Genomic DNA, 18,334 nt, shown 5'->3' on the forward strand with positions numbered 1-18,334 from the left:
TTTTGTGTTGTCTAACCTTTAAACACTAAATTATAAATAAGATGAAAAAGATTAAAATTTTACTATTGCTTTTGACCGTTTCGGTCGCAGGTTTCTATTCGTGTACCGATAATGATCCGGTAGAAAACGAAGTGGTTACTTCTAAAAGTATTTCGTTAAGAACCACTTTAAACGAAATTAAAAAAGCAAACAACATCAACGGAAAAAATGAATTGTCTACTCAAGACCAAGCGTTTTGTTTCAATTTTGTTTTTCCGCTCAATCTTTCCTATAACAATGGAACGGTGGTAACAGTTTCTTCTTACGAAGGATTAATTGCAGTTTTAACTAGTGAAACGAGTACTTTTTATTTTGAAGGCATTCAGTTTCCATTTCAAGTGCAACAAGAAGGTGTGATTACGACTATTGATGATGAAGCAGAATTTTTCGCTTTGATTTTAGATTGTAATTTTCCAACGGTAAATAATTTTGTTTTTGATTTTACGTGTTATGATATTGTTTATCCGATATCGATTATCAATGCCAATAACGAAACAGTAGTAATTGAAACCCAAGTAGAATTGATGCAATATGTTTCAACACCTACAGGAGTAAGTACTTACCAGTTAAATATAGTATTCCCTATTTCAATTGAACAAAATGGGTTAACAATAGTAGTCAATGATTTATATGAGTTTTTTGAAATTAATAATGATTGTGCAGGAAGCTCTTGTATTTGTACTGCGGATTTTAATCCGGTTTGCGTTGAAACAACCAATGGAACTGTAATGTATTCGAATGCTTGTTTCGCTTTATGTGACGGTTTTACCGAAGCTGATTTTGTAACTTGTAATACTACAGCGGTAGAAACTTTTGCAACCACGTTAGGTGATTGTTTTACAATGAATTATCCTGTTCAGATTCAACATCAAGGCGCTTTGGTAACAGTTAATAATGATGGTGAATTGCTACAGTATTATTTTCCAAACCAATCGGATGTTCCTGCTTTTGTTTATCCAGTGACAATAAATCGCACTACTCCAACCGGTTCGTTTGTGGTTACAATTGCTAATCAAACTGCTTTTTGGGATGTAGTTTTAAGTTGTAATTAAATTGATTAAAAATAAAATTGGGAAAGATTAAAGTTAATTACGACACAACCTTATTGTTAAGGTTGTGTCTGTAATTTAAGCTATGAAAGAAGAAAACCAAAATACAAAGCTCTGCTCCGAATCGGTATTCCGCTCGGTATTTGACACTAATTTTAAAGTGTTGCGGAACTTTTTGGTGTATAAATTCAGAGGCGATATGGAAAGCGCCGAAGATGTAGCCCAAAATGCTTTTGTCAAACTTTGGGAAAATTGCGGCATCATCCAACCCGAACAAGCCAAAAGCTTTTTGTACACCACAGCGATTAGGCTTTCACTGAATAAAATAAAGCACCATCAGGTAGTGAACAATTTTGAGATACAATTCCAACCCAAATCATCACACAAAGAATCACCGGAGTTTTTGATGGAGGAAACCGAATTGAAAACCCAATTGGAAAAAGCCATCAACGATTTGCCCGAAAAGCAAAGAACCGTATTTCTAATGAACCGTTTCGACAATCAGTCCTATACTGAAATCGCAGTATCTTTAGATTTATCGGTAAAAGCAGTAGAAAAACGAATGCATCAAGCCTTATTGTCCCTTAGGAAAGTTGTCAAAAACGTTTGAAAAATAATAAGATGGAAGAGAGAAACGAAACGTATTTATCCGATTGGTTAGCCAACAAAATCACCGATGAACAATTAAAACAATTGGTTTCTGCGGATGATTTTGCAGCGTTCCAACAAATCAAAAATACACTAAACGATTTTGAAATCAGCAATCCCGATTTGGAACAAAACTTTAGCGCTATCCAACAAAAATTAGTCGATAAAAAGCAAGCTAAAACTAAAGTCATTCCGCTTTGGCGTTATGCTTCTATTGCCGCTTGCTTGTTGGTAATGTTTGGGATTTATCACTTTTTTATTGCCCAAAATAAAATTGCAACCGATTTTGGAAATACCGAGATAATAACTTTAGCCGACAATTCTAAAGTGTCATTGAATGCCAAATCAATACTGACCTATTGTAATACATTCGAATACAACCGAACTTTGCAATTAGATGGGGAAGCTTTTTTTGAAGTCGAAAAAGGAAGTGCTTTTACAGTAGAAACTTCGCTTGGCGATATTAAAGTTTTGGGAACTAAATTTAATGTGATTGCTTTCCAAGATTTCTTCGAAGTAAAGTGCTATGAAGGCAAAGTGCAAGTTACCCAAAAAGGAAAATCAACCATTTTAACACATGGCGAAAGTGTTCGTTTTTATAACGGTATTTCTGAAAATTGGGCAGAATTGAATTCGGAAAAACCGTCATGGATTTCCGGCGAATCGTCCTTTAAAAATGTGCCGATGCGTTATGTAATTGAGCAATTTAAAAACCAATACAATGTTGCTGTCGAATACCCGAATACCATTGAAAATATAAAATTCACCGGAACATTTACCCATAATGAACCAACCGTGGCGTTGCAAACCATTTGTTTGCCGTTGCATTTAAAATTTAGCAAAGACAGTACAGGAAAAATTATCATTTCTGAATGAAAAAAATAGTTTTGTTGGGCTTCTTTTTGTGTTGGATGTCATTTTCTTGGTCACAAAAAAAAGAGTCTTTTATTTATACCAATGCAAAACTCACCAAAGTGCTTTCCGATCTCGAGAAAGCTTTTGAGGTTAAATATTCTTATGTCGATTCGTTAGTGGTTTCTCATCGATTTTCTGTTCCAAAAAAGCTTTACACTTTAGCCGAAATTAATACAGAAATTGAAAAGCAATCGACTTTAAAAGTCATCCAAATCAACGACCGATTTTATTCGATTAACCAAGCTGAAACTGCTGTGAATTCAGAGAAAGTGATTCCGCTACAAGAAGTCATAGTCGAAGAGTTTTTGGCGAAAGGCATACAGAAAACCAACCAACATTACATCATTTCTCCTCAAAAAGTCCAAACGCTTCCCGGAATTACCGATGCCGATATTTTACAGTCATTGCAACAATTACCCGGTGTGAAAAGTCCAAACGAAACCGCCACAGGTTTGTACATTCGCGGTGGTACTTCCGACCAAAATTTGATACTGATGGATGGCATTCGGTTGTATCATCCCGGACATTTATTCGGCATGATTTCGAGTATCAATCCGAATGTAGAGCAAACGGTGAATTATTATAATAAAGCCGTAAATCCAAAGTTTGGTGAAAGAGTTTCCGGCATCATCGACATCAAATCCACCGATAAAATTTCGAGTAAAACCAAAATAAATGCAGGAATTAATGCCCTAAATGCGGATGTTTATGTCCAAATGCCTTTGGTTAAAGAAAAATTAGGTTTGCAACTTTCGGGTAGAAAATCGTATACGGAATGGCTGCAATCACCGACTTTCAATCAATTAGAAAACAAGGTTTTTCAGAATATTAACTTGGAGGATTTTGACAATAACAACCAATTCAAATTTCATGATTATTCCGCCAAATTAAATTTTAAGCCAAATAACAAAACCGAGATTTCACTTTCAAGCTTGGTCATCAAAAATGATTTGGATTATAGAAATATCATCAAAACCGATAGCATCAACAACCAAAAAATGAACATCGAGAACTATGGTTTTAGTCTGAATTGGACCCAAAAATACAGTCAGAGATTCATTCAGAGAACTTTAATTTTTTATTCGCTTTATAGCTTTGATTACCTCAAAAAACAAGATTATGACACCAATAAATTCGAAGCGTTTAAAAAATTAAATAGAGTAGTTGATTCGGGTGCGGAAATAAATTTTAGTTACCAAATCAAAGGCCAATCCAATTTCGATTTTGGATACCAAGTGTTCGGAAATGATATTTCGCATTTGTTCAACAGTTACAATCAGGACATTGGCGTGGTTTTGAGTTTGAAACATTTGTACAATGTCACTCACGCCGGATATGCCCATTTTAAAAAAGATGTTGGCAGTTGGCTTATCCAACCCGGTTTGCGTTATAATTTTTACAGCCAAATGAAAGCTTCGAGTTTCGAACCTCGATTTTTGCTTCAAAAAACAATTTCTGAATCACTGATTTGGCAAGCGTCGTATGAGCAAAGAAGTCAGATTTTGAGCCAAGTACGCGAAAGTGCTGCCAACGATTTGAGTTTAGAAAATTACGTTTGGGTGCTTTCCGATGATAACGAATACCCAATTCAGAAAGTGAATCAGTTTACTTCGGGTATCATTTTCAAAAAGAATAATTGGCTTTTAGATGTTGACGCCTATTATAAAACGATTACCGGAATTACTTCATTTACCTTGGGCTTTTTAGGCCAAAATGGTAATGAAATTAACCACGGAAAAGGCTTCACCAAAGGCGTTGATATTTTGCTTCAAAAAAGCACAGCGTCTTGGCGCGCCTGGATAACTTATACGTATCAGGATTCACAAAATCAATTTGATGCTTTGAATGAAGGGAATTATTTTCCTTCCAATGCCGATATTAAACACAGTTTTAATTTGGCTTTCAATAAAAAATGGGACAACTTTTTGTTTACCGCAGGTTGGTTTTGGCACAGCGGAAAACCATTCAGCACGATTAATGATTCGGGAGAAATTTCTTCTTATAACTCCAAAAGATTGCCCAATTACCATCGCTTAGACCTTTCCGGCAGTTATCAGTTCCAAAATAAAAAAGGCAATACCTTTAAGATTGGCGCATCGATTTACAATCTCTACAACCGGAATGCTTTAATCAGTAAGGAATTGGGACGAAATTATGCCAATGTATCCGACTTTATTACACCGCGTTATTCAATGCAGGAATTTTATTCTTTAGGGATTATGCCGAATGTGTTTTTTAGAGTCAATTTCTAAAAGTTGTCAGTTACATCGATTTAGTTAATTTCTTTCCGCCAATTGATGTCGAGCGTTTTAACCAAAATAGTAACTTTATAAAAAACATTTTTTATGAGTACTATTCCAAGTGAATTTCAAATCACCTCTTTATTAAATCAAGATACTTATTTAGTCAATGGCGAATTAAAAAAATGGACAGGTGAAACTACTCCGGTTTTCTCTACGATATCTTCCACGGATCATTATGCGCCAACGATTTTAGGTTCGATTCCGGCTATGGGCGAGATCGAAGGCAATGAAGTTGTCGATGCCGCGGTTGCCGCTTACAACAACGGACAAGGTTTGTGGCCAACGATGAAAGTTAGCGATCGTATCAAATGCATGGAGAATTTTGTGACCCAAATGAAAGCTACGCGTTCAGAAGTCGTAAAATACTTAATGTGGGAAATAGGGAAATCTTTACCCGATTCTGAGAAAGAATTTGACAGAACGGTCGAATACATTTACGACACCATAGAAGATTACAAAGAATTAGATCGAGACAATGCACGTTTTACCAAAACCCAAGGCGTTAATGCGATGGTTCGTCGCGGACCATTAGGCGTTGTACTTTGTCTTGGTCCGTATAATTATCCGTTGAATGAAACTTTTTCGTTGTTGATTCCGGCTATTATCATGGGAAATACCGTGATTTTCAAACCGGCCAAACATGGTGTGTTACTGATTTCTCCTTTATTAACAGCGTTTCAAACCAGTTTTCCGAAAGGCGTTATCAATATCGTTTACGGTCGAGGTAGAGATGTCGCTTCACCAATCATGAAATCAGGAAAAGTAGATGTTTTGGGCTTAATTGGGAATAGTAAATCGGCGATTGCTTTACAGGATTTACATCCGAATAAAAACCGTTTGCGTTTGATTCTCAGTTTGGAAGCCAAAAATCCGGCGATTATTTTACCTGATGCCGATTTGGATTTGGCCATTCAGGAATGCATTATTGGAACATTGTCTTTTAACGGACAACGTTGTACAGCTTTGAAAGTTTTATACGTTCACGAATCCATCGCTGCCAAATTCAATAGACGATTTTCCGAAAAAGTGGATGCTTTATCCTTTGGGAATCCATGGGAGAAAGGCGTCGCCTTGACACCGCTTCCGGAAAAGGACAAACCCAATTACATTCAAGAGTTAATTGATGATGCTCAAGACAAAGGCGCAAAAGTGATCAATCAAAAAGGTGGTCAACGAACCGAGAATTATATATTTCCGGCGGTTTTATTTCCGGTGAATAAAGAAATGCGAGTGTATCACGAAGAGCAATTTGGACCTGTAATTCCGATTTTGACTTTTAAAGACATTCAAGAACCGTTGAATGATATGGCGGAATCGAATTATGGACAACAAGTGAGTTTGTTTGGACAAGACATCAAGACCATTGCACCGTTGATTGATACATTAGTGAATTTGGTTTGCCGTGTGAATTTAAACAGTTCTTGCCAACGCGGTCCGGATGTGTATCCGTTTACCGGAAGAAAAGATTCAGCATTAGGAACATTAAGTATACATGATGCTTTGCGTTCGTTTTCTATTCGAACTTTCGTAGCTTCGAAAGACAATGCCTATAACAATGCGATTCTGCAGGAATTACTCAACAGCAAAGAATCTAATTTCATAAACACAGATTATATTTTATAAAACATAAAAATGAACACAGATTTCACAGATTAACACAGATAAATTTGTGGTAATCTGTGAAATCTGTGTTTAGAATTTAAGTACTATTTCTTTTTCAATCTGTCTTTAAAAACCTTTTCAAATTTTTCCAGTTTAGGCTGAATAACCATTTGGCAATAAGGTTGTTCTTTATTGTTTTCGTAATAGTTTTGGTGATAGTCTTTGGCTTTGTAAAACGCTTTAAAAGGTTCCAAAGTGGTTACGATTTTATTATTGAAAACTTCTTTGTTCAATTCGGCTATAATGCTTTCTGCAGCTTTCTTTTGTTCTTCGGTTGCATAAAAAATCACCGAACGGTATTGTGTTCCCACATCAGCGCCTTGACGGTTTAAAGTCGTTGGATCGTGTACGGTAAAAAACACTTGAAAAATTTCATCCAAATTGGTTTTCGTCTTATCATAAGTAATTTCAACTACTTCAGCCGCGCCGGTTGTTCCGGTACAAACTTCTTCATAACTTGGGTTTTCCACTTTTCCGCCGGCGAAACCGGAAACTACTTTTTCCACGCCGGTCAAGTTTTCATAAACGGCTTCAACACACCAATAACAACCGCCACCGATGATAATAGTTTCCAAGTTGTCTTTGTTTTGAGCCACCGTTCCATCGGGAACAAAATCCAAAGAAACCGCATTCATACAATAACGTTTTCCGGTTGGTTCCGGACCATCGTCAAACAAATGCCCTAAATGACTGTCGCATCTGCCGCACAAAGCTTCAATACGACGCATGCCGTAAGAATTGTCGTCTTTGAAAGTGATGCTGTTTTTATTGTCTTGCTCAAAAAAACTTGGCCAACCGCAGCTGCTGACAAACTTTTGGTCGGATTTGAATAGTTTCAAACCACAAGCCGCACAATAATAAGTGCCTTTGGTTTCGCTTTTCCATAACGTTCCGGTGAAAGCTCTTTCGGTATCCGCTTTTCGAGCTACCGCATACAAATCGGGTTGCAATACTTTTTTCCATTGGTCATCGGACAGCACCAATTTAGAAGTATCAGTATTAGAATAATAAGGGTTTTCAGGTTTTGAAATGACGTTTTCCATAGCAATGGTTTTTGTTGTTGAATTATTATTTTGGCCACAAGCGGTGAACATAAACAGTGAGGACAAAACTAAAAAGTTACAAATCGATTTTCTCATAGCGATTGATTTAAAATCTAGTACAAATTTACACTACATCTACGAGGTAAAATGTCTGACAGATTACAAATTGCAGTGATTTAAGGAAAGTTTAACGGTTGTTGGACAAGCTTAATTATTAAGGCTGAATTTTTTTCGTATTTTTGAACGATTAATAAAAGCTATGGTCGAAGAAAAAGTAATCTTGGTCAACGAACAAGATGAACCAATCGGGTTGATGAATAAATTGGAAGCACACGAAAAAGCGGTTTTGCACCGTGCTTTTTCGGTTTTTGTGTTGAACAGCAATAACGAAATCATGTTGCAACAACGAGCACACCACAAATACCATTCACCTTTGTTGTGGACCAATACGTGTTGCAGTCACCAACGCGAAGGCGAAACCAATATCCAAGCCGGAAGTCGTCGTTTGTATGAAGAAATGGGTTTTAAAACAGAGTTGAAAGAACTGTTTCATTTTATCTACAAAGCGCCATTTGACAATGGTTTAACGGAACACGAACTCGACCACGTCATGATTGGGTATTACAATGACGAACCCAATATCAATCCGGAAGAAGTCGAAAGTTGGAAATGGATGTGCATCGAAGCCGTTCGCCAAGATATGATTCAAAATCCGGATATTTACACTGTTTGGTTCAAAATCATTTTTGATGAATTCTACCACTACTTAGAAGATCATAAACTCTAACTCCTAATTCCCAACTCAAACTATGAGAGTCACTGTATCCAGAAAAGCCCATTTCAACGCCGCACACCGATTGTATCGCAAAGATTGGTCAATGGAGATGAACGATGCCGTTTTTGGGAAATGTAATAATCCCAATTTCCACGGACATAATTATGAATTAACGGTTTCTGTTACCGGAGCGATTAATGAGAAAACTGGTTATGTGATTGATGTTAAGATTTTGTCTGATTTAATCAAAGAGCATATCGAAAATGCTTTCGACCATAAAAACTTAAATCTTGATGTCCCTGAGTTTGCTGATTTGAATCCAACTGCCGAAAATATTTCAGTAGTGATTTGGAACAAACTTCGTAAACACATTGACGCCGATAAAGATTTGGAAGTCGTTTTATATGAAACACCTCGAAATTTTGTAACCTACAAAGGCGAATAATGGCATTGCAAATCGGAGATAAAATCCCTAATTTTTCAGCAATTGATACCAACGGTAATGTGTTTAAAAGTGACACTATTGTTGGGAGTAAAACTTTTGTAATTTATTTTTATCCCAAAGATGATACCCGAGTTTGCACCGAACAAGCTTGTTCTTTTCGCGACCAATACGAAGATTTCAAAGCTTTAGGTGCGGAAGTTATTGGCGTGAGTAGCGATTCGGTGAAATCCCATCAAAAGTTTACAATACAACACAATTTACCTTTTATTTTGCTTTCGGATGCCGATAAAAAACTGCGAAAACTATTTGGTGTTCCCAATGATTTACTCGGATTGATTCCGGGTAGAGTAACTTATGTTATTGATAAAGATGGAATAGTTCAATTGGTTTTCAATAGCATGTCGGGAAAAATTCACATCGAAAAAGCACTCGAAATTCTCAAAAGAATTTAATTTTACCAAAAATTAAAAAATGACTTTATATCCGCTAAAATTTGAGCCTATTTTAAAAGAAAGAATTTGGGGCGGAACCAAATTGAAATCCTATTTAAACAAACCGATTACCTCTGAAATCACTGGAGAAAGCTGGGAAATTTCTACTGTTGAAAACGATGTAAGCATTGTCGCCAATGGAAAGTTTAAGGGAAAATCACTAAACGAATTGATTGCGGATTATCCGATGGAAATCTTGGGAACCAAAGTGTATCAGGCTTTTGGCAAACAATTCCCATTACTCTTTAAATATTTAGATGCTCGTGAAGATTTATCCATTCAATTGCATCCAAACGATGAACTGGCCAAAAAACGCCATAATTCCTTTGGAAAAACCGAAATGTGGTACGTCATGCAAGCCGATGCAGCCGCAAAATTAATCATAGGTTTCAAAGAGAAATCTTCTCCTGAAGAGTATACATTACATTTAAATAACAAAACTTTACCAGATATTCTCGATATTAAAAAGGTGCAAAAAGGCGATGTTTTTCTCCTGGAAACCGGAACTATTCACGCCATCGGAGCCGGAAATGTCATCGCCGAAATCCAACAAACGTCTGATATTACTTATCGTGTTTACGATTTTGATCGGGTAGATGCTAATGGTAATAAACGCGAATTGCACAATGATTTGGCTTTGGAAGCTATTAATTACGATACTGTAGAAGCGCAAAGAATTTATTTAAAAACAGAAAATGTTGCTAATGAAATGGTTTATTGCCAATACTTTACGACCAATTTTATTCCACTAAACGGAAATATGAAAGTTCAGAAGAATCAAGATTCATTCACGGTCTACATGTGTGTAGATGACAGTTTTGAATTGAGTTTTGACGGAATAACATACTCTTATCAAAAAGGTGATACTGTTTTAGTTCCGGCTTCATTGACTGATTTTCAGTTAAATGGTAAAGCTTCTATACTAGAAATTTATATTTCTTAGTTGGTGTTCTAAAGATTTAGTGTAATTTTGCCGAAATTTAAAATTTACAAGAAAAATGGGAAGTGTTAAAAATTTAAAAAAAGACATCAATTTTGTTTTAGGAGATATCATTGAAGCAGTATACATCTACGAAATGACAACTTCAGGAAAACCATCTGATCAATCAAACGCTATCATCGATGAGGCGATTGCTTCTTTTGACGGTTTGATTACAAAAGTGAATGCTAAGAAAGTGGAAAATAAAAAAGCACATTTCAAACAAATCAATGTTGAATTAGAACAAACTGCAAATCAATTGGTTGAAAAAATCAACGCTTTGTAGTTTAAAAAAACAATAAAAAAGTGCCAAAATATTTTGGAGAATTAAATTTCACTTCTATATTTGCACTCACATTGAGACGCCAGCATAGCTCAGTTGGCTAGAGCAGCTGATTTGTAATCAGCAGGTCGTGGGTTCGAGTCCCTCTGCCGGCTCAATAGGAAAACCATCACTGAAAAGTGGTGGTTTTTTGTTTTTATCCAAATTAGGACGAGAAGTTTATCCCGAACGCAGATTCGGGAAGTCCTTTTGCCAGCTCAATAAGAAAACCATCACTGAAAAGTGGTGGTTTTTTGTTTTTAGGTCAATCAATATTTTAAAAAACTTTTTTGTAAATCATTTCTATTCGTATCTTTATCGGCTGTCAAAAAATGAATGACAGTTAGAAATTAGTCTAAAAAATAGTTTAAAAAAATAGTTTATGTGCGCTACAAAACATAATGAATTCATGCAGGAAGCCATCAACCTGTCAATCGAAAATGTAAAATCAGGTAAAGGCGGTCCTTTTGGTGCCGTAATTGTAAAAGATGGTCAAATAATCGCTCGCGGTGCGAATGGCGTAACTTCTACCAATGATCCTACAGCCCATGCTGAGGTTGTGGCCATCAGAAATGCTTGCGCTGTATTAGGAACTTTTCAACTTGATGGGTGCGAAATTTACACGAGTTGCGAACCTTGTCCAATGTGTTTGGGTGCGATTTATTGGGCGAGACCTGATAAAATGTATTTCGCCAATACCAAAAAAGATGCTGCAGATATCCAATTCGATGATCAATTTATCTACGAAGAATTAGAATTACCTTACCAAAATCGAAAACTGCAAACCGAGCAAATGATGCGTGAAGAAGCTTTAGAAGCTTTCCAATTATGGTCAAAAAGCGTTGCTAAAGTAGAATATTAATTCGAGAGCTTTTATGATTCAATTTCTCCTAAATCAACGATTAATTACTACCGACAAACCAGCGAGTACAACCTTGTTGGATTTTATTCGTTATGATGAAAATCTGCGCGGTACAAAAATCGGTTGTCGCGAAGGCGATTGCGGTGCTTGTACAATTTTAATCGGCTCGCTAAAAAACGGCAAAATGGAATACATCAGTGCCACTTCTTGCTTAACGCCATTGCCAAACGCTCACGGAAAACACATCGTCACCGTGGAAGGAACTAATCTTATAGACAAACTCAATCAAGCGCAACAAGCCATGGTTGATTGTTCCGGAACGCAATGTGGTTTCTGTACACCGGGATTTATCAACTCGATGAGCGGTTATGCACTGACTTGTTCTCAAGTAACTTTGGAAAATGCCATCAGCGCGATTGACGGAAACATTTGTCGATGCACGGGTTACAAATCGATTGAAAGAGCCGCCGCAAAGTTTACAGAGAAATTAGAAAATAAAGACCAACAAAATCCTTTACATTGGTTGGTAGCCAATGAATTTATTCCGGAATACTTTTTAGAAGTCCCAAAAAGAATAGAAGCAATTCAAAACAAAGTATACAGTTCAAATGGACAAGTCGCAATTGGTGGCGGAACTGATTTATATGTTCAAAAACATGACGAATTACACGACATCGATTTGGATTACTTATTCGATAAAAAAGAATTAAACGGCATTACTTTTAGTGGCAATATTTGTACCCTAAAATCTTCAGCAACGGTTACCGATTTAATGGATAATGAAGCGTTGTTGAATGCAATTCCAAATTGGTACAATTACTTAAAATTATTATCATCTACTCCAATTCGAAACATTGCCACCATCTCCGGAAACATCGCTAACGGTTCGCCGATAGGAGATTTTACGATTATCCTTTTGGCTATGAAAGCAAAACTAACATTGACCAATAAAGAAAAGGTAAGCCGTCAAGTAGCGTTAAAAGATTTTTATTTAGGCTACAAAACCTTAGATAAAAAGGCAGACGAAATCATTACGGAAATCACTTTTGAAGTTCCAAAAAATGGAACAAAATTCAATTTTGAAAAAGTATGCAAACGTCAGTATTTAGATATAGCGAGTGTAAATACTGCAATCACAATTACTGTAAATGGAAATGTAATTAATGATGCTCAGATTTCAATTGGCGGCGTTGGACCAATTCCGAAGTATTTAGCTAAAACCAATGCCTTTTTGGTCGGAAAAGAGTTGAATATCGCTACGTTAAAAGAAGTCGAAACCATTTTACAAACCGAATTGTCACCCATCAGCGATGCACGTGGCACTGAAACTTACAAAAGATTATTGGCGCGCCAATTGTTCTTCGCGCATTTCCTCACATTATTTCCGGAAACCTTTAAAATGGACGACTTAGTATGATCAATATAGACGCACACAACCACGTAAAAGGAAAGTCAATCTACTTAGATGACATTCAGGAAATACAAGGAACGCTATATGCTTTGCCGTTTGATTCGACTGTAGCTCATGCTAAAATCAATAGTGTTGATTTGCAACAAGCACTGAATCGCAAAGGAATTGTCACGATTTTAACTGCCAAAGATGTTCCTGGTTTAAACCAAATCGGAGGCATTATTCCTGACGAACCCTTATTTGCAGAAGATGAAGTTCATTTCCGCGGACAAGTTATCGCTTTGATTGTAGGTAAATCGGAACACGATTGCCGAATGGCGGCCAAATTAATCAAAGTCGATTACGAAGAGTTACCCATAATTGTTGATCCAAGAGAAGCACAAGCCAAAGGTAAATTAATCATGCCACCGAGAAGTTTCAAACTCGGTAATACTGCCGAAGCTTGGTCACAATGCGAACACATTATCGAAGGCCGAAGCGATGTTAACGGACAAGAACATTTATACATTGAAACACAAGGTGCTTACGCTCGTCCAAAAGAAGATGGCAGCATCATTATATCATCCTCAACGCAAGGACCAACAGCAGTGCAAAGAATGGTTGCGCAAGTTTTAGGTATTCCAATGCACAAAATTGAAATCGACACCGTTCGTTTAGGCGGCGGTTTTGGTGGAAAAGAAGACCAAGCAACACCGTGGGCTGTAATGGTTGCTCTGGCGGCGCAACATTTACACAAACCAGTGAAAATGGCAATGCACCGCATGGACGATATGCGCATGACAGGAAAACGTCATCCTTATTCGGCCGATTTTAAAATTGGGCTAACTAAAGATTTAAAAATATTAGCCTACGAAGTAACACATTATCAGAATGCCGGCGCCGCTGCAGATTTATCGCCAGCGGTTATGGAAAGAACTTTGTTCCATTCCACCAATGCGTATTTTGTTCCGAATGTGATGGCAAAGGCTTACAGTTGTAAAACCAATTTACCACCAAATACCGCATTTCGTGGCTTTGGCGGACCACAAGGAAAATTCGTCATTGAAGCTGCGATTGTCAAAGCCGCTGAAACTTTAGACATCAATCCGGCTGAAATTCAAAGAGCGAATTTGGTCAAAGACGGTGATGAGTTATCTTATGGTCAGATTTTGCAACAAGTCGAAGCGACCAATGCTTGGGAAACCTGCATGAAAAACTATGATTATGAAAGCCAAAAGAAAAGGGTAGAAGAATTCAATAACAATAATACCAGATTCAAAAAAGGCTTAGCAATCCAACCGATTTGTTTCGGAATTTCGTTTACCAATACGATGATGAACCACGCTCGGGCTTTGGTACACATTTACCACGATGGAAGCGTTGTCGTAAGTACCGGTGCAGTAGAAATGGGTCAAGGAGTGAATACCAAAATGCTGCAAATTGTAGTAGAAACTTTTGGCATTCAACCGTCCAAAGTTCGCATTGAATCTACCAATACTTTGCGTGTTGCCAATACTTCTCCAACAGCGGCCAGCGCTGGAGCAGACCTAAACGGGAAAGCTTTGCAAATGGCTTGTAACGCTTTGTTGGAACGCTTAAAAGCAGTTGCTCAAAAAGAGTATACAGACCAAATTATCGAACTGAAAGACGAAATGGTCTATGCCAATGAAACTAAAACGGAAATCACTTGGAATGCTTTAGTTACGAGAGCATTTACGCAGCGTGTCGCTTTGAGTGAGAATTCACATTACGCAACCCCAACAATTCATTACGATAAAACCAAAGAAAAAGGCCATCCGTTTGCCTATCACGTTTACGGAACTGCCATTCATGAAGTGACCGTCGATTGTTTGAAAGGAACTTATGATTTTGATAGTGTGAATATCGTTCACGATTTCGGGCAAAGTATGAATCCAACGATTGACAATGGTCAAATTGAAGGCGGTTTGGTGCAAGGAATCGGCTGGATGACATTGGAAGAAATCATTTATAACGACCAAGGACGATTGGTTTCAAACGCGCTATCGACTTATAAAGTTCCCGATATTTATTCGGTGCCCAAAGTGATTAACATACAACATTTGGAAACCGAAGGTCATGAATTGGCAATAAAGAAATCTAAAGCCGTTGGCGAACCGCCATTGATGTACGGAATCGGAGCGTATTTTGCGATTCGAAATGCAGTGAAAGCATTCAATCCTGAAGCTGATTTGGCTATTAATGCACCGTATACGCCTGAAAAGGTATTGATGGATTTATATCAAAAAGCATAAACTAAAACTCTTTTGTTTATGGTGGTCGATTTCTATAAAAAGCTTTTAACGGTACTAAAAGACGAATCCAGATTGGTCTTAATGATTGTTATTGCCAATGAAGGTAGTAGTCCGGGACGAAAAGGTTTTAAAATGTTGGTGACCAAAAACCAAATGTACGGCACTATTGGTGGCGGCATCATGGAACACAAAATGGTGGAATTGGCTGAAAGTCTTTTGGATAAACCAAAGTTCGAACCTTTTGTCAAACACCAAGTCCACGATAAATCCGCACCCAAAGACCAATCCGGCATGATTTGTTCAGGCCAACAAACGATTGCTTTTTATGATATTAACACGGATTTTATACCAACGGTAGCCCAAATCATTTTAGAAGACAACTGTTGGATTTCTTATTCCAATTTAGATATTTCGGTCAATGAAGAAACGATTGAAACTCCCGAATGGCTTTTCAAAGAAAAAAATGTATTAACTCAAAAAGTCTATATCATTGGCGGTGGACATGTTGGTTTGGCGCTAAGTGAAGTTTTATCCAAACTTGATTTCGAATTGCATTTGCTCGATCATCGCGAGAATTTGAATACAATGCAAGCCAATGACTTTGTACAATCCAAACAAGTAATCGATTTTGAAACGATAGAAAATCATATTCCAGAAGGCGATGATATTTATGTTGTAATCATGTCTTTTGGCTATCGAACCGATGATGTTATAATCAGACGTTTATTTGACAAAAACTTCAAATACATAGGAATGCTAGGAAGCGTTACCAAAATTGAAACCTTGTTCAAAAACCTTGAAGTCGATGGTTTTGCTAAAGAAAAAATCGCCAAAGTTCACGCACCAATTGGCTTGAATATCAAAAGCGAAACCACTCAAGAAATCGCCATCAGCATTGCGGCCCAACTAATCCAAATCAGAAACCAAAACCGATGATATCGATAGCCCAAGCCTTTTCCATTCTAGAAAATCTCAATTATTCACTCCGAGTAGTTGAAGTTTCGTTATTGGAATCTCGGAATCACATTTTGGCGGAAACCTTGTGTTCTCCAATCAATATGCCGCCATTTCGGCAAGCGACGATGGATGGTTTTGCGTTGTCATTACAGGATAATCTAGAATATGAAATTGTAGGTGAAGTCAAAGCCGGCGATATTTTCAACCAAGTATTGAAACCCGGACAAGCCATAAAAATTTTCACCGGTGCTTCAGTTCCTCATTCGGCGCAAGCCGTCATTCAAATCGAGAAAGTAAGCGTTGAGAATTTGACTCTGAAACTTCAAGAAAATATAAAGCCCGAAACCAATGTTCGCCCAAAAGGCGCACAGATTTCAGAGAATGATATCGCTTTAAAAAAAGGCACTTTCCTCAATACAGCTGCTGTAGGTTTCTTAGCCGGATTGGGTTTTTCTACAGTCAAAGTGTTCCAAAAACCAAATATTGCAATCGTAGTTACCGGAAACGAATTGGTAGAAATGGGAAACCCTTTACCCGAAGGAAAAGTCTATAACAGCAACACAATTATGCTCCAAACGGCTTTGCTGAATGCAAATTTTGAACGCATTAAAACCTATCAAGTTGGAGACGATTTTGAAAGTACCAAAACCATTTTGGAACAAGCCATTGCTGAAAACGATGTTGTCTTAGTTTCCGGCGGTATTTCTGTTGGTGATTATGATTTTGTGGGCAAAGCTTTAGAAAGTTTGGAAGTGGAAACCTTATTTTACAAAGTCAATCAAAAACCCGGAAAGCCATTATTCGCAGGAAAAAAAGAAAACAAAATAATCTTTGCTTTACCTGGGAATCCGGCAGCGAGCCTGACTTGTTTTTATATTTATGTGCTGCCAACATTACAAAAATATTCAGGGATTTCAGCTTCATTTGGTTCAACATTGGAGAAAAATATCACTCACGATTGTGTCGTCGATAATCCGAGAGCGCAGTTTCTAAAAGCTTTGGTCTCTAATGAAGAGGTTGCAATATTGTCTCACCAAGATTCAGCGATGTTAAATTCTTTTGCAAACGCGAATGCTTTGGTTTTTTTACCCGAAGGGAAATACGAAGTTCGTCAAAGTGATAAGGTTCTTGTCTACACTATTTAGTATATTTACAATACATTAATTTTTTTCCAAAATGTTTGTCAGCGATCTAATTCAATCTCCGTTATTGCTTGTGCTTTTAGCAGTCGTTGCGTTTTTATATGCAAGCGTTGGACATGGCGGCGCAAGCGGATATTTGGCTTTGATGAGTTTGTTTGCCTTTCCGGTGACTTTTATGAAACCGACGGCTTTGGTCCTGAATATATTGGTCTCCGCGATTTCGTTTTACTTTTTTTACCGCGAAAAGAAGTTTGAATGGAAATTGTTTTATCCGTTTGCAATCACCTCAATTCCGTTTTCTTTTTTAGGCGGAATGGTTACTATTGAAACCCATTGGTATAAAATCATTTTAGCCACAGTTTTAGTCTTCGCGGTAGCCAGATTGTTAGGATTGTATGGTAAAGAAAAACTAGTGCGAAAACCAATGAATATACCTTTGGCTTTATTTATTGGAGCTACAATCGGATTTTTATCAGGATTGATTGGCATTGGCGGTGGTATTATTTTGAGTCCGGTTTTGTTGCTTTTAGGTTGGGCCAATTTCAAACAAACGGCTGCCGTTTCTGCGTTGTTTATTTTGGTCAATTCCATTTCGGGACTTTTCGGCTTTGTAGCTCAAGGCGGAATATTACCAATTTCTTCAACGCCGATAATAGTTGTGGTTTTGGTTGGCGGAATTCTTGGGGCATATTATGGAAGTAAAAAATTCAATACACATACTTTGAGAACTGTCTTGGCTTTTGTGTTGGGCATCGCGATTTTAAAATTATATACAACCTAACTATGAAAATAAAATGTCCGGTAAAATATTATGGAATTATCAGTGATATTGTTGATATGGATGCAGATATTGCTGAGTTTAACGGCGATATTCCAACCTTGAACGATTTAAGAGTAACGCTTGAAGATGCCTTTCCCGATATGAAAGAAGTGAATTATTTGTTCGCTGTCAATCAAACACTGGTTTCGGATATGGCATTGGTGTTAAAAAACAATGATGAGATTGCCTTATTACCGGCATTTTCCGGAGGCTAATTCG

At 37.3% G+C, this 18,334-nt stretch carries 18 protein-coding genes and 1 tRNA gene; 18 read left to right on the top strand and 1 reads right to left on the bottom strand.

The features are described from left to right. Positions 1 to 41: 41 nt before the first annotated feature. The 5 genes from C8C84_RS07810 (at position 42) to C8C84_RS07830 (ending at position 6,577) form a co-directional block, all read left to right on the top strand. On the top strand, positions 42 to 1,091 hold the full coding sequence (locus tag C8C84_RS07810; protein ID WP_121312997.1) for a hypothetical protein: 1,050 nt from the start codon (positions 42 to 44) through the stop codon (positions 1,089 to 1,091). A gap of 82 nt (positions 1,092 to 1,173) precedes the next feature. Beyond that, entirely contained in the window at positions 1,174 to 1,698 is a 525-nt protein-coding gene (locus C8C84_RS07815) for a sigma-70 family RNA polymerase sigma factor (protein WP_121312998.1), read from the top strand. 11 nt (positions 1,699 to 1,709) lie between these two features. Then, positions 1,710 to 2,612 carry a FecR family protein gene (locus tag C8C84_RS07820; RefSeq protein ID WP_121312999.1) on the top strand — a complete coding sequence of 301 codons (903 nt, stop codon included), beginning with the start codon at positions 1,710 to 1,712 and terminating at the stop codon, positions 2,610 to 2,612. Next, the gene (locus tag C8C84_RS07825; protein ID WP_121313000.1) at positions 2,609 to 4,903 is read left to right on the top strand and encodes a TonB-dependent siderophore receptor; all 2,295 of its coding nucleotides are present in this window, start codon (positions 2,609 to 2,611) and stop codon (positions 4,901 to 4,903) included. The genes C8C84_RS07820 and C8C84_RS07825 overlap by 4 nt, the downstream gene beginning before the upstream one ends. 93 nt (positions 4,904 to 4,996) lie before the next feature. Then, a complete protein-coding gene (locus C8C84_RS07830; protein ID WP_121313001.1) occupies positions 4,997 to 6,577 on the top strand; it encodes an NADP-dependent glyceraldehyde-3-phosphate dehydrogenase in 1,581 nt (526 codons plus the stop codon). Between the two features lie 83 nt (positions 6,578 to 6,660). Here the strand turns inward: C8C84_RS07830 and C8C84_RS07835 are convergent, their stop codons facing one another. Beyond that, positions 6,661 to 7,755, bottom strand: coding sequence for a bifunctional methionine sulfoxide reductase B/A protein (locus tag C8C84_RS07835; RefSeq protein WP_121313002.1), 1,095 nt, complete (start codon positions 7,753 to 7,755; stop codon positions 6,661 to 6,663). A gap of 163 nt (positions 7,756 to 7,918) precedes the next feature. Here C8C84_RS07835 and idi point away from each other — a divergent pair, with 163 nt between their 5' ends. The 13 genes from idi to C8C84_RS07900 all read left to right on the top strand — a co-directional run bounded on the left by idi (position 7,919) and on the right by C8C84_RS07900 (position 18,330). Next, positions 7,919 to 8,446, top strand: a complete 528-nt coding sequence (gene idi, locus C8C84_RS07840) for an isopentenyl-diphosphate Delta-isomerase (RefSeq protein ID WP_121313003.1) — start codon at positions 7,919 to 7,921, stop codon at positions 8,444 to 8,446. A 22-nt stretch (positions 8,447 to 8,468) separates the two neighbouring features. After that, positions 8,469 to 8,879, top strand: coding sequence for a 6-carboxytetrahydropterin synthase (locus C8C84_RS07845; RefSeq protein ID WP_121313004.1), 411 nt, complete (start codon positions 8,469 to 8,471; stop codon positions 8,877 to 8,879). Then, complete coding sequence (locus C8C84_RS07850) at positions 8,879 to 9,331, top strand: peroxiredoxin (RefSeq protein ID WP_121313005.1); 453 nt, start codon at positions 8,879 to 8,881, stop codon at positions 9,329 to 9,331. Before C8C84_RS07845 ends, C8C84_RS07850 begins: the two co-directional genes overlap by 1 nt. A 19-nt stretch (positions 9,332 to 9,350) precedes the next feature. After that, positions 9,351 to 10,313, top strand: coding sequence for a type I phosphomannose isomerase catalytic subunit (locus C8C84_RS07855; protein WP_121313006.1), 963 nt, complete (start codon positions 9,351 to 9,353; stop codon positions 10,311 to 10,313). A 55-nt stretch (positions 10,314 to 10,368) separates the two neighbouring features. Next, positions 10,369 to 10,635 carry a hypothetical protein gene (locus C8C84_RS07860; RefSeq protein ID WP_121313007.1) on the top strand — a complete coding sequence of 89 codons (267 nt, stop codon included), beginning with the start codon at positions 10,369 to 10,371 and terminating at the stop codon, positions 10,633 to 10,635. A gap of 78 nt (positions 10,636 to 10,713) precedes the next feature. Beyond that, positions 10,714 to 10,787, top strand: a tRNA-Thr gene (locus tag C8C84_RS07865). A 266-nt stretch (positions 10,788 to 11,053) separates the two neighbouring features. Continuing rightward, the gene (locus C8C84_RS07870; protein ID WP_199717115.1) at positions 11,054 to 11,533 is read left to right on the top strand and encodes a nucleoside deaminase; all 480 of its coding nucleotides are present in this window, start codon (positions 11,054 to 11,056) and stop codon (positions 11,531 to 11,533) included. Between the two features lie 13 nt (positions 11,534 to 11,546). Then, positions 11,547 to 12,950: an FAD binding domain-containing protein gene (locus C8C84_RS07875; protein WP_121313009.1), complete on the top strand. Its 1,404-nt coding sequence runs from the start codon at positions 11,547 to 11,549 to the stop codon at positions 12,948 to 12,950. After that, a complete protein-coding gene (locus C8C84_RS07880) occupies positions 12,947 to 15,196 on the top strand; it encodes a xanthine dehydrogenase molybdopterin binding subunit (RefSeq protein ID WP_121313010.1) in 2,250 nt (749 codons plus the stop codon). Before C8C84_RS07875 ends, C8C84_RS07880 begins: the two co-directional genes overlap by 4 nt. 18 nt (positions 15,197 to 15,214) lie before the next feature. Beyond that, positions 15,215 to 16,132 carry an XdhC family protein gene (locus tag C8C84_RS07885; RefSeq protein ID WP_121313011.1) on the top strand — a complete coding sequence of 306 codons (918 nt, stop codon included), beginning with the start codon at positions 15,215 to 15,217 and terminating at the stop codon, positions 16,130 to 16,132. Further along, positions 16,129 to 17,298, top strand: coding sequence for a molybdopterin molybdotransferase MoeA (locus C8C84_RS07890; RefSeq protein ID WP_121313012.1), 1,170 nt, complete (start codon positions 16,129 to 16,131; stop codon positions 17,296 to 17,298). The genes C8C84_RS07885 and C8C84_RS07890 overlap by 4 nt, the downstream gene beginning before the upstream one ends. A gap of 31 nt (positions 17,299 to 17,329) precedes the next feature. Then, complete coding sequence (locus C8C84_RS07895) at positions 17,330 to 18,076, top strand: sulfite exporter TauE/SafE family protein (protein ID WP_121313013.1); 747 nt, start codon at positions 17,330 to 17,332, stop codon at positions 18,074 to 18,076. Positions 18,077 to 18,078: 2 nt separating this feature from the next. Further along, a complete protein-coding gene (locus C8C84_RS07900) occupies positions 18,079 to 18,330 on the top strand; it encodes a MoaD/ThiS family protein (protein ID WP_121313014.1) in 252 nt (83 codons plus the stop codon). Positions 18,331 to 18,334: the final 4 nt, after the last annotated feature.

The organism is Flavobacterium sp. 102 (assembly GCF_003634615.1).
Lineage (GTDB): Bacteria > Bacteroidota > Bacteroidia > Flavobacteriales > Flavobacteriaceae > Flavobacterium.

What these genes read in the sequence shown, in the direction of transcription:
- C8C84_RS07900 (WP_121313014.1), top strand. Translation starts at nt 18,079, where the DNA reads ATGAAAATAAAATGTCCGGTAAAATATTATGGAATTATCAGTGATATT.
- C8C84_RS07825 (WP_121313000.1), top strand. Translation starts at nt 2,609, where the DNA reads ATGAAAAAAATAGTTTTGTTGGGCTTCTTTTTGTGTTGGATGTCATTT.
- C8C84_RS07860 (WP_121313007.1), top strand. Translation starts at nt 10,369, where the DNA reads ATGGGAAGTGTTAAAAATTTAAAAAAAGACATCAATTTTGTTTTAGGA.
- C8C84_RS07885 (WP_121313011.1), top strand. Translation starts at nt 15,215, where the DNA reads ATGGTGGTCGATTTCTATAAAAAGCTTTTAACGGTACTAAAAGACGAA.
- C8C84_RS07850 (WP_121313005.1), top strand. Translation starts at nt 8,879, where the DNA reads ATGGCATTGCAAATCGGAGATAAAATCCCTAATTTTTCAGCAATTGAT.
- C8C84_RS07820 (WP_121312999.1), top strand. Translation starts at nt 1,710, where the DNA reads ATGGAAGAGAGAAACGAAACGTATTTATCCGATTGGTTAGCCAACAAA.
- C8C84_RS07835 (WP_121313002.1), bottom strand. Translation starts at nt 7,755, where the DNA reads ATGAGAAAATCGATTTGTAACTTTTTAGTTTTGTCCTCACTGTTTATG.
- C8C84_RS07815 (WP_121312998.1), top strand. Translation starts at nt 1,174, where the DNA reads ATGAAAGAAGAAAACCAAAATACAAAGCTCTGCTCCGAATCGGTATTC.
- idi (WP_121313003.1), top strand. Translation starts at nt 7,919, where the DNA reads ATGGTCGAAGAAAAAGTAATCTTGGTCAACGAACAAGATGAACCAATC.
- C8C84_RS07895 (WP_121313013.1), top strand. Translation starts at nt 17,330, where the DNA reads ATGTTTGTCAGCGATCTAATTCAATCTCCGTTATTGCTTGTGCTTTTA.
- C8C84_RS07890 (WP_121313012.1), top strand. Translation starts at nt 16,129, where the DNA reads ATGATATCGATAGCCCAAGCCTTTTCCATTCTAGAAAATCTCAATTAT.
- C8C84_RS07875 (WP_121313009.1), top strand. Translation starts at nt 11,547, where the DNA reads ATGATTCAATTTCTCCTAAATCAACGATTAATTACTACCGACAAACCA.
- C8C84_RS07870 (WP_199717115.1), top strand. Translation starts at nt 11,054, where the DNA reads ATGTGCGCTACAAAACATAATGAATTCATGCAGGAAGCCATCAACCTG.
- C8C84_RS07845 (WP_121313004.1), top strand. Translation starts at nt 8,469, where the DNA reads ATGAGAGTCACTGTATCCAGAAAAGCCCATTTCAACGCCGCACACCGA.
- C8C84_RS07880 (WP_121313010.1), top strand. Translation starts at nt 12,947, where the DNA reads ATGATCAATATAGACGCACACAACCACGTAAAAGGAAAGTCAATCTAC.
- C8C84_RS07810 (WP_121312997.1), top strand. Translation starts at nt 42, where the DNA reads ATGAAAAAGATTAAAATTTTACTATTGCTTTTGACCGTTTCGGTCGCA.
- C8C84_RS07830 (WP_121313001.1), top strand. Translation starts at nt 4,997, where the DNA reads ATGAGTACTATTCCAAGTGAATTTCAAATCACCTCTTTATTAAATCAA.
- C8C84_RS07855 (WP_121313006.1), top strand. Translation starts at nt 9,351, where the DNA reads ATGACTTTATATCCGCTAAAATTTGAGCCTATTTTAAAAGAAAGAATT.